At 41.1% G+C, this 14,487-nt stretch carries 11 protein-coding genes; 9 read left to right on the plus strand and 2 right to left on the minus strand.

The window, feature by feature from the left end; all coding sequences use genetic code 11:
• The 5 genes from L1267_RS09390 to L1267_RS09410 form a co-directional block, all read left to right on the plus strand.
• A partial coding sequence (locus L1267_RS09390; RefSeq protein ID WP_235382661.1) for an AMP-binding protein occupies positions 1–834 on the plus strand: 834 nt, incomplete at its 5' end.
• An 81-nt stretch (positions 835–915) separates the two neighbouring features.
• Positions 916–1,335 carry a DUF3429 domain-containing protein gene (locus tag L1267_RS09395; protein WP_235382662.1) on the plus strand — a complete coding sequence of 140 codons (420 nt, stop codon included), beginning with the start codon at positions 916–918 and terminating at the stop codon, positions 1,333–1,335.
• 54 nt (positions 1,336–1,389) lie between these two features.
• Entirely contained in the window at positions 1,390–1,761 is a 372-nt protein-coding gene (locus tag L1267_RS09400) for a hypothetical protein (protein ID WP_135926903.1), read from the plus strand.
• A 4-nt stretch (positions 1,762–1,765) separates the two neighbouring features.
• Entirely contained in the window at positions 1,766–2,566 is an 801-nt protein-coding gene (locus L1267_RS09405) for a class I SAM-dependent methyltransferase (protein WP_235382663.1), read from the plus strand.
• Between the two features lie 2 nt (positions 2,567–2,568).
• A complete protein-coding gene (locus L1267_RS09410; RefSeq protein WP_235382664.1) occupies positions 2,569–3,558 on the plus strand; it encodes a Gfo/Idh/MocA family protein in 990 nt (329 codons plus the stop codon).
• Between the two features lie 16 nt (positions 3,559–3,574).
• On the opposite strand, the gene L1267_RS09415 is transcribed toward L1267_RS09410, so the two are convergent.
• Positions 3,575–4,930: a flagellin N-terminal helical domain-containing protein gene (locus L1267_RS09415; RefSeq protein ID WP_171040421.1), complete on the minus strand. Its 1,356-nt coding sequence runs from the start codon at positions 4,928–4,930 to the stop codon at positions 3,575–3,577.
• Between the two features lie 289 nt (positions 4,931–5,219).
• Here L1267_RS09415 and L1267_RS09420 point away from each other — a divergent pair, with 289 nt between their 5' ends.
• From L1267_RS09420 to L1267_RS09435, 4 genes are all read left to right on the plus strand, one after another.
• Entirely contained in the window at positions 5,220–6,791 is a 1,572-nt protein-coding gene (locus L1267_RS09420; protein WP_235382665.1) for a methyl-accepting chemotaxis protein, read from the plus strand.
• 212 nt (positions 6,792–7,003) lie between these two features.
• Positions 7,004–7,888 (plus strand): EamA family transporter, encoded by an 885-nt coding sequence (locus L1267_RS09425; protein ID WP_235382666.1) that lies wholly within the window; start codon positions 7,004–7,006, stop codon positions 7,886–7,888.
• 167 nt (positions 7,889–8,055) lie between these two features.
• A complete protein-coding gene (locus L1267_RS09430) occupies positions 8,056–9,702 on the plus strand; it encodes a hypothetical protein (protein ID WP_135926896.1) in 1,647 nt (548 codons plus the stop codon).
• 441 nt (positions 9,703–10,143) lie between these two features.
• Positions 10,144–12,222: a TonB-dependent siderophore receptor gene (locus tag L1267_RS09435; RefSeq protein WP_235382667.1), complete on the plus strand. Its 2,079-nt coding sequence runs from the start codon at positions 10,144–10,146 to the stop codon at positions 12,220–12,222.
• A gap of 46 nt (positions 12,223–12,268) precedes the next feature.
• Here the strand turns inward: L1267_RS09435 and L1267_RS09440 are convergent, their stop codons facing one another.
• A complete protein-coding gene (locus L1267_RS09440) occupies positions 12,269–14,449 on the minus strand; it encodes an extracellular catalytic domain type 1 short-chain-length polyhydroxyalkanoate depolymerase (protein WP_235382668.1) in 2,181 nt (726 codons plus the stop codon).
• Positions 14,450–14,487 lie beyond the last annotated feature (38 nt).

Here is a 14,487-nt window from a genome sequence, read left to right on the forward strand (position 1 = left end):
TTCGCAATGGGACAATTTAATGTGCTTATACCAAATCCTCGTGATTTAGATGCCTTAGTAAAGCAAATAGAACCATTTGAAATTAATTACTTTTCAGGCATTAACACCTTATTTATTGGCTTGTGTATGCATCCTGGTTTTAAAGCCCTGAATTTTTCAAACCTAAAAATGACAGTCTCAGGGGGCGCAGCTCTAACACACGCAGCTGCTGATGCATGGATGAGCACCACAGGTTGCACAATCACAGAAGGCTATGGCTTATCAGAAACCTCGCCAGTTGCGACGTTAAACGACTTTAAAAAAGAAGAGATTGGCAGTATTGGCCGCCCATTATCAAACACCACAGTTGAGATTTGGGATGAAAATGATGAACCTGTTGCTGACGGTGAGTCTGGCGAGATAGTTGTTAAAGGCCCACAGGTGATGATGGGTTACTGGCAACGCCAAGATGAAACCGATAAATGCATGAAACGCGGCTTTTTCAAAACCGGAGATGTAGGCCTAAAACTGCCAAGCGGTAACTACAAAATTGTAGATCGTTTAAAAGACATGATTATTGTCTCTGGCTTTAATGTTTACCCTAACGAAGTTGAAAATGTACTTTGTCAGCACCCTGCTATCTGCGAAGCGGCCGTTATTGGTGCAAAAGATGAAAAAACCGGTGAGCGTGTCTGTGCCTACATTACTTTAAAAGAGCAGATTGATGAGCAACAGGTGAGTGACTATTGCCGCGAAAACTTAAGTGCTTATAAAGTACCTAAATCAATCATTTTTATGGAACAATTGCCTAAATCGACGGTTGGCAAAATTCTACGTCGAGAATTACGCCAATAATAAAGCGATCGTTTTAGCCGCCTAACTGGTATAAAATAACTACGAGTTATTTTATACCAGTTAGGCGGCTTTAAGGTCATTATGGAAAAGTTTATTAATCACATTCAACTTGGTTACTTAGGTTTACTACCGTTTTTAGGCTGCGTAGGCTGGCCACTTATTGCAGGAAGTAATGCCGTCAACTTAGACTTTTTCACTTTTTATAGCATCGCTATTTTAGCCTTTATGGCTGGTAACTTATGGCATGCAGGCCAGCAAACGCATGCTGATGCTATAAAAGCGATTATTCCTATCTTACCTATTGGGTTTTTAAGTTTTCTGCCAACACCATGGGCTTTAGGTTGGTTAGCAGCAAGTTTTTGGCTTGTATTATTATTCGAGAAAACTTCACCGCAGTGGCAAAATTACCATGTTGATTACCAGAAAATGCGATTTGTTTTAACCTCAGTCGTTTTTGTTTGTCACATCTTTGTAATTGGCATCAGCATCTATCCTGAGTAGCCCTTTAGCCCGGTTTGCGGTAACATCCGCGGCTCAGTTTCTTAAGGACTTGCTATGATAGATCAATTGCGCGCCAAACTAGACCTACTCGGCGAAAATTACGTTGAAAAAGGCGCTCACTTTAAAATTAAAGTGATTCCCTTTTTTTGTGCTATCCACATTAAAAAAGATCACAAAAACCAAGGTACTTTAAAGATATATTCTAATCAGTTGATTGAGATATTTTTAGCCACCATGTTTTTGCTTTTCGGTTTAATGCTCTTTGACACCGACGCAGGGTTTACGCACGGTCCTATCCATATCGTTATTGCCGTTTTGATTAGCTTTAACTTGATCTTTAAACAAATTGCCATTGAAGGGCTAAAAACTCGTTTAGCGCTTTGCCCAAAAACTGCAGTTGAAACAGCGCCAGAACAAGGCAAATAACGACATGTTTTTAGACCCAAGTTGGCGCATTTTGACGGTAGGCGATGGTGATTTGTCATTTTCGCACGCCATAGCTCGTCATATAAAACCAACCAAGCTTGTTGCTTCGACTTATGATGATGCAAACACTATTGAGCAAAAATATGCCGACAATGCACTAAGCGCATTGCAACAACTAAATGTAACTACACTCACTGAATTTGATGTAACAAAGCCAGACTCGTGGCTGCGCTTAGTCGATGCACGTTTCGATGTAGTTATTTTTCAATTTCCACTTATACCCGCATTTAAAGGTGAGGCAGCATTTAAAGCAAATACCCAACAAGGTGGTATGAATGTTTTAAACCGTGCCTTGTTGCATCGCTATCTAGACTACGCAAGCCAATTTGCATTAGATAAAAACGGCCCGATGCTGTGTTACATCACCTCTAAAGATGTAAAACCGTATCGCGAATGGAATATTGAAGGCAGCTTAAATCAGGGGCTAAACTGCCATTATTTAGGCCAAATGCCATTCGATATTAATTTATTCCCAGGCTATAAAATTCGCAATGTTGACCGTGATAAACATGTAAAAGACACCAGTGGCATTACCTATGTATTTAGCGAAAAAACTGACAACAACATTACTAATAAGCTGACTTTACCCGCTTATTTAGGTGATAAACACTGTGCATTATGTCGCGTTGGCCCTTATATGGCCCAAGAAGACGAAGACAAACATTTGTTAAGCAAAAAGCACAAACAGATGGAAAAATTTGAACAGGGTTGGCAAGCATGGCTTGCACAAAACAACGAGGAGTAACCATGAACTTTGTGATTGTAGGTACCAATTTTATAAGCGACACGCTTTTGAGCGCAGCCAAACAAATTGAACAATTCTCCTTGTATGGCGTTTGCTCTCGAGAGCAGCAAACAGGCGAGTCTTTCCTTGCAAAGCACGACATGACAGACGCTAAAGTGTTTACCAATATTGAACAAGTATGCCAAGACCCTCTGGTCGATGCCGTCTACATTGCGGCACCAAATAGCTTACACAAAGACTATGCTGTTATGTGTTTAAAAGCGGGGAAACACGTTTTAGGTGAAAAGCCTTCGGCAGCAAACAGCGTAGAGCTTGAGCTGATTATCGAAGCAGCTAAAGAAAATCAACGCTTATATATGGAAGCGATGATGACCACGCATTTACCAAACTTTGCGCGCTTAAAAAATGCCCTTACTAAAATTGGCGTACCTCGCAAATATATTGGTCAATATAGTCAGTACTCATCACGTTACGATAAGTATAAAAATGGTGAGCGCCCAAATACCTTTTTACCGGAATTTGCTAACGGCGCATTAGTCGATTTAGGTATTTATCCGCTGTATATTTTACTCGCTTTATGGGGTGCGCCTCAGAGTGTAAAAGCCAGTGGTGTGTTACTTGAAACCGGTGTTGATGGCGCCGGCGATGTATTATTAAATTATGCCGATAAACAAGCAGTAATAAGCTACTCTAAAATCTCACAAGGCGATAATTTTACTGAAATTCAAGGTGAAAAAGGCCGTATTCGTATCGAAGCTGTCTCTTTATTAAAGCGTATGCAATATATTGGTAACGATGGCACGGTCGAAGAACTCTCTGAGCCATTTGATGAACACTTTATGCGCCATGAAGTAAGCCATTTTATTCAAGCGGCCAATGCAGGACAAATTGAGTCATCAGTTAATACCCATACACTTTCAAAGCAAGTCATGGCAGTGCTTGATGAAGCGCGAAGTCAGCTTGGTGTTGTCTATCCTGCAGATAAAAGCTAATAGCGTTTAAGGGCAACTATTCTAGTTGCCCTAACAAACTCAAAATTCCATTCTTAGTAATATCTCTTGCTTGCATAGCAACACTAACACTCGCTTGCTGAACAATATCTAGAGATACTTTTTCTGCCATTACTTTTGCAAAATCAGTATCTTCAATTCGCTGATTTGCTGAGCTTAGCATCGACGATTGATTAGATTGATTGCGCATAGTTGACTCAATAGCGTTCATTTTTGCACCGATTTCAGCTCTAAATCCCCCGATTCGCGACAATGCAGTGTCAATTCTGGCAATTGCATTTTGAGCCAAGTCTTCGCTGCTTATAGTAATGCCGTCAATCGTTAAAGAGCCAGCACTGGCATCGATATCTTCAAATATAATATAACCATCTTCACCGACCGCTTGGTCTGTTGATGTTACCATCATTGGACCATCACTTGATTCAGCAGATGATGAATTTAAACTCCCCAAAGAATCCCAACTGGCAGTAATTCGAAACATCCCCGAGCCAATCACAGTAAGAAGCAGCGGCTCGGTTACATTATCAATGAATATTTCTTCATTTGAACTTCCTGAGCTTGGGTTACCATTCCCCGAGTAGGTAAAGTTCATTCCGTTAATTGTTTGACTATTTACAGCTGGGAAATTAAAACCTCCCCCCGTAAATAAATTGCCATTGCTATATGTTTCTGTTCCTTGGTAACCATTTGCTGGAGTAAATAGATTTGCTTCAATTCTAGATTGCACAGACGATAAATCTTGCCCCACTAAATGCTCGCCAGTTTGGGTAAATAGATTTAAATCATCATTCGCACCATTATCATTTATTTGAATTCTAACGTTCGTTGAACCTGCAGGTATTAGGCCTAAAGAAACATCCCCTGATCTCATTCCTTGCTGAACATTATTAGAAAACACCTCATTCAATACAGGTACATTATCTAAATTCGTCTCTTGCTCAGGCTTAGACATTAATGGTTTTTTACCAAAAATTTCTGTATTGGCTACAACGCTGTTTATATGATCTCGTAACTGTGAAAACTCTTCATTTAACGCTTCCCTATCGATATCTGTATTTGAGCCATTTGCGGCTTGAAGGGCTAAAGTTCGCATGCGTTGAAGCGAGTCTGTTAGCTCGGATAAGCCAGCATCTGCCACTTGCCCATAGCTGATCCCATCTTGTAAATTTCTAAGCGTTTGCTGCTTTACTGCTATTTGCGTTGTTAATCTATGGCTTATTTGTAGGCCTGCAGCGTCATCTTTAGCAGAGTTTATACGCTTTCCAGAAGCTAACTTCTCATAGGTTGAGGTGATAGATTGCGTATTTTGCAGTAAATTTGGCGTTCGTAGTCGTGGCGAATTGATCGTCAACATTTTGTCTTCCTTGGCAAAAAGGCTAGACACAGCAAAACTCATACCATTTTATTAATAATTAAGACTTTTAACTTTCCTTAAATTAACCTTTTTAATAAATAATCATTTATAACAATATTTTTTGCGGTTGAAGGTTATTGCACTATGTTTAAATCATGCATTATTTAATTTGTGAGAATTAGCCTTGTCTATACGATTTTTATTAAGAGCGGTTTTTGCGGCTACCATTACCCTTGCAACCGGCCTACTCCTCATAATTTTATTTCTACAATCAGGACAAGAAGAAAGTATGGAGTCGGCGCAACAGCGTTATGAGCTAAGCCACCTTGCTAAGTTTTCATCTTCAAATTCGATTCACCTTACAGAACTTGCTCGTCAACATGTTGTAACCTTAGACCCTCGCTATAAAGTGGAATACCAAAATCTTGTTGATCAAATTCAAGGAAAAGCTGCTTGGCTTAATGGCGAAAAGAAAAGTTATGTACAGCGCTTAAGAGCTTTTAATGTGGCTGCTGATGATTTAGCTCTCTTGCAAAAATCCAACGACTTATCACTCAAACTAGTCGAAACAGAAGAACAAGCATTTAGCCTAGTCAGTGATTTGCTTGGTCGTGATACAAATAACTTAACCGTAAGCGAACATAAAAGATGGGTGCAAGCTATCGAGCTTTTAACCAACGCGGCTTACATGGCAGAAGTTGAGAAAATTCAGCAACCCGTGAAAGCATTTTTAAGTTCAATTGAGAAAAAAAGTGCCGCAGAAGTAAAAAGTAATCATGACCGTGTGGTCACCTTAAGTTTAACTAGCACCGTTTTAGTGCTGACCATTATAGCTACCTTGATAGTGTGTTACTGGCAATTAGAGAAAAAAGTGATTAAAGCAACCCATGCCTTAATTGATGAAGCTAAGCGTATATCTGAAGGTGATTTATCTTGTTATATTGACCATAAAGCTGATGACGAAATAGGTCAGCTTGCGAGCACCTTTAACGTTATGGTTGATAAGCTTTCCCAGCTTCTTAAAGAAATTCATGATCATTCAGAGCAGGCCCAAGTAGCAGCAAAAAGCCTCGATGAAATTTCACGACAGGCCAAAACGTTGAATGATATTCAAAGCCAAGCAATTGAAGTGATTTCAAGCTCTGTCTATGAAAACTCAACGGCCGTTAAAGAAGTTTCACAAAACTGTGCAGAAGCAGCAAACAGTGCGACCTCTGCCAATCAAAAAACCAAAGAGGGTTTGCAAGTTGTACAACAAGGAGTGAGCTCTGTTGAGTCAGTGGCCGATACCTTAACCAAATCACTAACAGACCTTAACCAACTGGAAGTCTCAGTGAATGAAGTAACTGCTATTTTAAGTGTTATAAGTAACATTGCTGAACAAACTAATTTACTGGCACTTAATGCCGCAATCGAAGCTGCAAGAGCCGGTGAACAAGGGCGAGGGTTTGCAGTTGTTGCTGATGAAGTAAGAACTTTGGCTAGTCGTACGCAAAGCTCCACTCTTGAGATCCAAGATAAAATTAACTCGTTACAAACGGCAACCAATGCTGTGACGCAAAGGATCCGCGCAAGTGATACGCAAATAAAAGAGGCGGTGGTAAATTCAGAAAAAGTGGGCCATATGCTTGATGAAATTAGCGTGCAAGCAAAAGCTATTTCGGATGCTAATATGACCATTGCTTCTGCATCTGAGCAGCAATCTCAAGTGACCGAAGAAATAGCCCAACGCTTAAACGAAGTACAAGACACCAGCCGAAAATCACAGCAACAAACGCAAAGCATATCGGATTCATCGAGTAAACTGGCTAGCTTGGCAAATAATTTAAACAAGCAGATAAATCGTTTTAAATTGAGCTAATTAAAAGATAAATTATGCTGGCTTTAATTAACTTAAAGGCAGCATAATCCAATCTAATTTAGACTACATTTTCCGCAACTTGACGTGTTCCGTTGCGCACACAACAGCTTTATCGATAATCCATGTCCATTTAACGAAAAACGTTTCTTATAAACTAAAACATCAGTAAAATCGCCGCAAACTTAAGCTCTTAATAATTCATAAGGACAGTGATGCAACGCACCATCCCACCGTTTTTTGTTGCTGTTATTTGCGTACTTCTTGCAATGGTTACCATTCAATCGGGAGCCTCTGTTGCAAAGCAATTATTTCCTATAATAGGCCCTGAGGGAACCACTGCCCTACGCTTGGGTTTTTCAGCTGCCATTTTGTGCCTTGTGTTTAAACCTTGGCGCGCGCTTCCGCCAATGGGTCAACGCATGCCGATTATCATCTATGGTCTGAGCTTAGGTGGTATGAACATTCTATTTTATTACGCAATTGAGCGTATCCCTTTAGGAATAGGTGTTGCGCTGGAGTTTACCGGTCCCCTTGCAGTTGCTTTACTTTCGTCACGTAAAAAGCGCGATTTATTCTGGGTAGCCTGTGCTATTGCAGGCATTATTTTATTATTACCTGATATGAAAGGCGAAGACAGCCTCGACCCCGTCGGTGTGATTCTAGCCCTTGCGGCTGGTGCCTGTTGGGCGTTTTATATTTTGTTCGGCAAAAAAACAGGTAACCAAGGCTCTGGCGGGATGACGGTTGCTATGGGGATGAGCGTTGCCGCGATTGTACTTGTACCTTATGGCGCAGCTTCACAAGGCACAGCACTCTTGAGCTGGGAAGTTCTGCCGCTTGGTATTTTAGTCGCCATCATGTCAAGTGCGCTGCCATACACTTTAGAGATGGTTGCGCTGCGTAATATGCCAGCACAAGGCTTTAGCATCATGATGAGCCTAGAACCTGCCATTGCTGCACTTGCTGGATTTATTATTTTAGCTGAGTTGCTTAGTGTATGGCAGTGGTTAGCGATTTTATTGGTTATCACGGCTTCTGTTGGCAGCTCAATGTCTCACTCATCGGAGGAGGATCAGAAAAGTCAGAAATGTGATTGATTGACTCTAAAAGAGTCAATTTTTAATAGTAAAGGATTAATTTCAAGACTTAAAAACAGCTTTTCTCGGCATTCGTAAAGTTACTGTTCTCACTATAATGCTCATTATTAATACAAGGCTCACCTTTTTGCTTTGTATCCTAATGTACTAACTAGTGGAATATACGTATGTCTAAGAAAAATAACTTGTTATTATCGACCCTTGCTGTTGCTGGTGTTATGACAGCAAGCAATGCAACTGCAAATAGCTGTCAGGGCGAGTTGTTTGCGATGAATTCAGGCCGAGGCGAACTTGGCATTATGTTTAGCCTAGACGAACAAAATAAAACAGCTAAAGCCGATTCAATCGCTAAATTTAGCTCATCGGCTATTGCTTATGATGAAACAACAAACCGAACTTATTATGTTTCATCACCTATTCCACTAGAGTACAAAGTTGATACCTCTCACCTTAATATTAGTGAAGAGCAATCATCACAATTGCCAATCCAAGGCGAAAAGTTTAAATATAGTCGTTTAGCGTATTTAGACCATGCTACAGGTGAGCATGTTTCTGTTGGCAGAACGAGTTCTGTTATTGGTTTAACCTATGATCCTCAAACTGACTCATTAATTGCAGTTAGTTATTCTAAGCTACTAAAAATTGATAAAAATACAGGTAGTACAACTGAGCTTGCAGACTTTAGTGATGTTGAAGGCTTAAGCCGAGCTGATTTAGTTATCAAAAATGGCGAACTTTTCCTGATCACTGCGACATCGGTTTACAGTGTTGATCAAAGCAATTATCAATACACAAAGCTTGCTGAACACAACTTAGTAAATGTTGGTGGTGCAACACTGAGTCAAAAAGGTGACATTATCATCAGTCGCTCAGTTATCAATGACCATGGTGACAAAAACGAATCTAAACTTTATAAATTAAGCCCATACACGGGTAAATCATGTTTTGTTGCAAGTTTGCCTGTACGTATCAATGATTTAACGACTAATACGCAAAATACGACGGAATGTTACACCCAAGCGCCTTGTTTAATCGAGAACGAAGGTATCGCTTATTATTCAGAAAAAGTGATGGACCAACTGGGTGCCAAATGGAAGTCATTCGACTTTGCTGACCAATATTTTACAGCACCGGCTATCTTCACATCGGCGCCTACTAATAATGATCCTAATGGTGGAGCGCTAAGATTAACCAATGTAAGCGACAATAGCTATGCTGTCTCATTTCAAAAATGGCAATACATCAAAGATGCGCATAAAGATGTTGAGTCGTTTGACTTTCTAGCAATGGATGAAGGCCGTTACACTATGAATGATGGCACTATTGTTGAGGTTGGCAGCTTTATGTTAAGTGGCACGAGAGAATATAAAGCTGTTGAGTTCAAAGACTCATTTGCAAAACAGCCATATTTGTTTTTACAAGTACAGACTTTCAATGGAAGCCATACCGTTTATACGCGCGCTGCTAACCTAACGAGCACTGGATTTGATGCAGCATTTTACGAGCAAGAAAGCTTGAATGAAGGACACTTTGCTGAGCGTGTTTCGTACCTTGCTATTTTACCTGGCTCTGGTACATCTGGAACGCTAGAGACTATTGCAGGCTACAAAGAATACAGTCTTCACGAAGCTAATATCGATCATAGTGGTGGCCAGATTGGTAATCACTTCTATATGCTTCAAGAAGAGCAATCTCTTGATTCAGAAGTCCTTCACTCTAGAGAGCGTGTGGTTGTAATGGATATTGAAGAGGTAAGTCTTGCCCAAACTGTAACGCTAATAGGTCATGATACGTATTCTCTGCGAAGAAAGTAAAATACCCCGAATTTAAGGCGCCAACTGGCGCCTTTTTTGTGTTTACTTCATTTGAATTTCATTAATTGGCATTAAAGCTTAATTATTTTTAAAAATAACACCTTTCACTACTAGCTTTAAAATTAGCTTATTTATAGCTTTATAGGCGTCCCAGCTAAAGCAATCGAGGTTCAATTGCAGAGAGCAACTAAGCAACAAATTTTTTCCTAATATTACTCAGGTTTAATTACCTAAAAACCTTTCTCTTAATTAGCCGAATTAATATAAGCACCTCAAAAGCATTTCAAAAAACTAATTTTTAAACTTATTTGTATTAACATATCACCATTTGAGATAAATGGTGATGATAGTTATTATCATTTGTGATAACTTACCCGCAAATAGTTTCCTTATCAAACACAAAAACCCTAAAAACCAGCTAAATAACACGCGGAGATAAAAATGAAATTCACTCAGTTGCCTGTTGCAACCGCTATTCTTTATGCACTTTACCCTCAAATCAGTTTTGCGGAGCAAACAGCTGACGTAGAAGCTAATCTCGAAAAAATCGAAATTGTTGGCATACGTCAAAACCGTATTAGTGAAGGCGCAACAGGTTTAGCATTAGAAATTGATGAAACGCCGCAATCTATCAGTGTGATCTCTGCTGAGCAGCTAAAAAATTATTCCGCTTTTAACATTAATGATGCTTTACGCTTAGCCCCGGGTATCAATGTTGAAGAATGGGAAACGAACCGTACCAACTATACATCGCGTGGTTTTGAAATTAAGAATACACAAATCGATGGAGTTGGCTTACCGAATGACTGGGGTATCGTTACCGGCGCAATGGAAGCATATGGCTACGAAAAAATTGAAGTTGTTCGTGGTGCTAATGGCTTACTTACTGGTGTAGGTAATGCATCGGGTACCCTTAACTATGTACGCAAACGCCCTAAAAACGAAAACGGCGGCGAAATCGGTGTCTCTATTGGCTCATGGGATTTTAAACGTTTACAAGCTGACTACTCACTATTATTAACCGAATCAGGTAGTTGGGCTGCTCGTTTTGTGGCTGCCGCAGAAGATAAAGAGTCATACCTAGATGGCCTTGAGAACAATCGCGAGTTTTTCTCTGCGGTGGTAGATGGTCAGCTTACTGATAACTCAACGGTTACTATCGGTTACTCATATCAAGACGCAGATACCGATGGCAATACTTGGGGCGGCCTTGTTTATAACTACACAGATGGTACGCAAGCTAAATGGGATGTCAGCGACACAACCACCCAAGAGTGGACAATGTGGGACACCATTAACACCTCTGCATTTGTTGAATACAACTATGTTTTTGCAAACGCATGGCAGCTTCAAGCGAGCTACAACTTCCGTGGTTTTGAAGAGCAAGACAAACTATTTTATGCCAGTGGAAGCATTGATAAAGACACCAATCTTGGCCTAAGTGGTTGGCCGGGTCGCTACGACAGCGAAGTAGATGCTGACTTATTTGAAGTAAAAGCATTTGGTGCCTTTGAATTGTTTGGCAAAGAGCACCAAGCAAGCTTTGGGGTAAGCCATGCTAAAAGTGATGATGTGATGTATCAACACCCGTTTGATTTTGCAAATACACCGGCTTATGGACCAACCCCTGCATTTCCATATGATTTAGATGCGATCCCAGAACCTGATTGGTTAACACCGGTTCTTTATTCAGATATTGAACAAAAGCTAACCCGTTACTTTGGCTCGGCTCAGTTAAATATTACTGATAAATTATTTACCGTGGTTGGTTTTAACGCTATTGAATTTGAACGCTCAGGTATGAATGCCGGTGCATCAATCGATAATGACGAAAGCGAAACAAGCCCATATATCGGTTTTACCTATAAGTTAAACGACGATTTAAACTTATATGCTAGTTACTCAGATATTTATCAGCCTCAAGAGCAAGCTGATTACAACGGCCAATACTTAGCACCTACCAAAGGCACTAACTTTGAAACTGGTGTTAAAGCTTCTTGGTTTGATGATGCCCTAATGACAACATTTGCTTATTTTACTGCTGAGCAAGATAATTTTGCGCAATACGCGGGCCTCACTGAAGATGGTATTTATTACTATGAAGGCGTGTCTATTGAGTCAGAAGGCTATGAATTTGAAGTCACTGGTAAAATCACCGACGCTATGAATATCGTCGCATCTTATACACATATTGATGTTACAGATGAAAATGGTGATGACACCAATAAATGGGCACCTCGAGATGTTGTTGGTGTAACGGTGGATTATGCACTAACAGATGCTGTGGTTGTGGGTTTAAATGGCCGTTGGCAATCTAAAATCGAAAGCACTGATTACAATGTTAAGCAAGGTAGTTACGCCCTACTAAACGCCTTCGCACGTTGGAATATTAATGACCAAGTTGCAGTACAGGCAAACGTTAATAATATTACTGATGAGCAGTACATCAATAGCTTACAAACCGTGGGTTATTATGGCGCGCCAACAAACGGTAGCCTAACTCTGACCTATAAGTTCTAAACCTTGCTTAGAAAAAAGTGTCGCCCGTTTGGGCGACACACATCTATTAATTAGGGCAATTACCTAATTCATAATACCCAGCACTAGTTTGCGCTAAGGTACTAGTATAAAAGGTGTTATAAAGACCAAGGTTATCACCTGAGCCCACCGCATAGGCGTAAGAGCCATTCGTAGTTGCGCGGTTTGCTTGCACATGTGCATAGTTGCTTGAAGTGGATTCGCTGCATTGGTAATCACCATTCGGTGTTGAATCACACGCATCACCCACACCATCTGCATCACTATCTAGTTGATCACTATTGGCCACCAACGGGCAGTTATCTAGGCTATCACTGACACCATCGCTGTCGGAGTCACTCGTTTCACCATCAGGAGTGCTGTCACACACATTACCAACCCCGTCATTATCGTTATCGGCTTGATCAGCATTCGCTACATTCGGGCAATTATCTGCACCGTCGAGCACACCGTCGTTGTCTGCGTCATTAGTCGGTTCAGTGGTGGTTTTGCATGCTTGTAATGGCCCTGCACAACTTGAATCACCATCAGCAATCCACTGACATTGATTTGTGCCCGCTGAATACTCGCGCATAGTAAATGCTGCAGTTCCAAACGCTAAATAACAGGCAGAATAGCCTTCGCCCCAGCTAATGTGGCCTTCGTTGATATGAAGATTGTAATCGCCTGTTACACCAGCATCGATGACAAAACTAATGCTATCTGTTGATGTAAGCGCAGTATCATCAGTTGCGGTGATCACTGCGGTATTATTGCCACCAGCCAAATTGCATTGCTCAGCAAAGTACGCAAGCCCATTCACTGTAGCCGTCACATCACCATTGCTAAAGCTTACCACTACAGTGCTTAAATTTTGATTATCATCAATCACCGTGCCCGTTACAGTAGCGCACTGCCCGTTTACACTAGCCGCAGTGTCACTCAGTAGCGGTGCTGTAGCCGCAGGCTCTGGTCCAACGCGTACCGTTAGATTAGCTTCATCACCTTGTTTCGCTTCGTTATCTGTGGCACTGACACGCACTTCATAGAGTCCATCGCTGAGTGCACTTGTCACCCCGCTAAAAGTATTATTCGCATCGACTTGCACGTTCAGTGACTCAATTAAGCTTGCCGCGCCACCGGCTAGGCTATACACGTTAATATCAACATTCGTTACACTGCCTTCTGGGTCGATTGCACTGCCTGTAATGGTGAGCTGGTTATTACTGTCTGTGGCAGTTAAATTACTAATTTCAGGGCCTGCATTACGATCAACTCGTTTATTGTTAGCCGCAAAGTACTCACCGAGATAGGTTGCAAAATTAATACTGTTTGCCGCCACATAATCACCAGACGCACCTTGCCCGCCCGACCATGAGTGATCCAAATTATTAAACCACAGCATAGCAACTCGATTGTCTTGCCAAAGTGACAGCTCAGCGGTACGCGTTGCATCATCACTTATTGTCGTCGTGCCTGAAAGTTGATTAACCCCATAAAGGGCAGCAAAGCCATCTGCGTTTTGCTGGTTGTAACAGGTATTGACTGTGGTATCGGCAGTACCGTGACCAATCACCGCTATTTGTGTAGCAAAATGATCTTTATAACTGCCAGCATAGCTTTCACAGCGGGATACAAAGGTGTTTTCAGACACTGTTTCACAGGTCGAAATTGCCCCACTTGAACTTGTGCCGATGGTCGGCCCTGCGCTTGGTGCAACTCCGGCAAATACATCAGGCGCCACACAAGCCGTTTGTGCAGCCATTGCGGCTCCAGATGATAAGCCTGCAATATACACTTGTTTAGGGTCAATATTACGCGCTGCATCAGAACTTAATGCATTGGCTAAATTAATTAAATTCTTATAATCACCAGAGCTTCTATTGATTGCTCCTTGCCAATATGACCAGCAGCTATAACCTGCCTTATTCATAGCATCAGGAACGGCTATTACCATGCCATGGGCTTCGGCTGCATCTTCAAGATTCGCAGTTAAGTAGTTATTAATGGGTTGTACGCAGCCATGCAATACCAGCATCAAAGAATGACCATTACCTATGCTTGATTGCGTATCAGGAGTGTAAATATGAACATTATTAAAACCGCCAATGCTGACATTTTGCTGCCAACTCCCTGCAAAACTTGGCTGTGAGAAAATAGCAGCACAGAGCACTGCGAGCGGAGTAAACGACGCTGATTTTCGTTTACATAATTGTGTTACTTTTTGCATATATCGCCTTTATAGTTGTTATCATTGTTGTCTGTCAG

This window comes from Pseudoalteromonas sp. OFAV1, from assembly GCF_021532595.1.
Taxonomy (GTDB): Bacteria; Pseudomonadota; Gammaproteobacteria; order Enterobacterales; family Alteromonadaceae; genus Pseudoalteromonas; species Pseudoalteromonas lipolytica_C.

Coding starts and splice junctions, on each gene's coding strand:
- L1267_RS09420 (WP_235382665.1), top strand. CDS start 5,220: ATGGAGTCGGCGCAACAGCGTTATGAGCTAAGCCACCTTGCTAAGTTT.
- L1267_RS09415 (WP_171040421.1), bottom strand. CDS start 4,930: ATGTTGACGATCAATTCGCCACGACTACGAACGCCAAATTTACTGCAA.
- L1267_RS09430 (WP_135926896.1), top strand. CDS start 8,056: ATGTCTAAGAAAAATAACTTGTTATTATCGACCCTTGCTGTTGCTGGT.
- L1267_RS09400 (WP_135926903.1), top strand. CDS start 1,390: ATGATAGATCAATTGCGCGCCAAACTAGACCTACTCGGCGAAAATTAC.
- L1267_RS09405 (WP_235382663.1), top strand. CDS start 1,766: ATGTTTTTAGACCCAAGTTGGCGCATTTTGACGGTAGGCGATGGTGAT.
- L1267_RS09410 (WP_235382664.1), top strand. CDS start 2,569: ATGAACTTTGTGATTGTAGGTACCAATTTTATAAGCGACACGCTTTTG.
- L1267_RS09440 (WP_235382668.1), bottom strand. CDS start 14,449: ATGCAAAAAGTAACACAATTATGTAAACGAAAATCAGCGTCGTTTACT.
- L1267_RS09395 (WP_235382662.1), top strand. CDS start 916: ATGGAAAAGTTTATTAATCACATTCAACTTGGTTACTTAGGTTTACTA.
- L1267_RS09425 (WP_235382666.1), top strand. CDS start 7,004: ATGCAACGCACCATCCCACCGTTTTTTGTTGCTGTTATTTGCGTACTT.
- L1267_RS09435 (WP_235382667.1), top strand. CDS start 10,144: ATGAAATTCACTCAGTTGCCTGTTGCAACCGCTATTCTTTATGCACTT.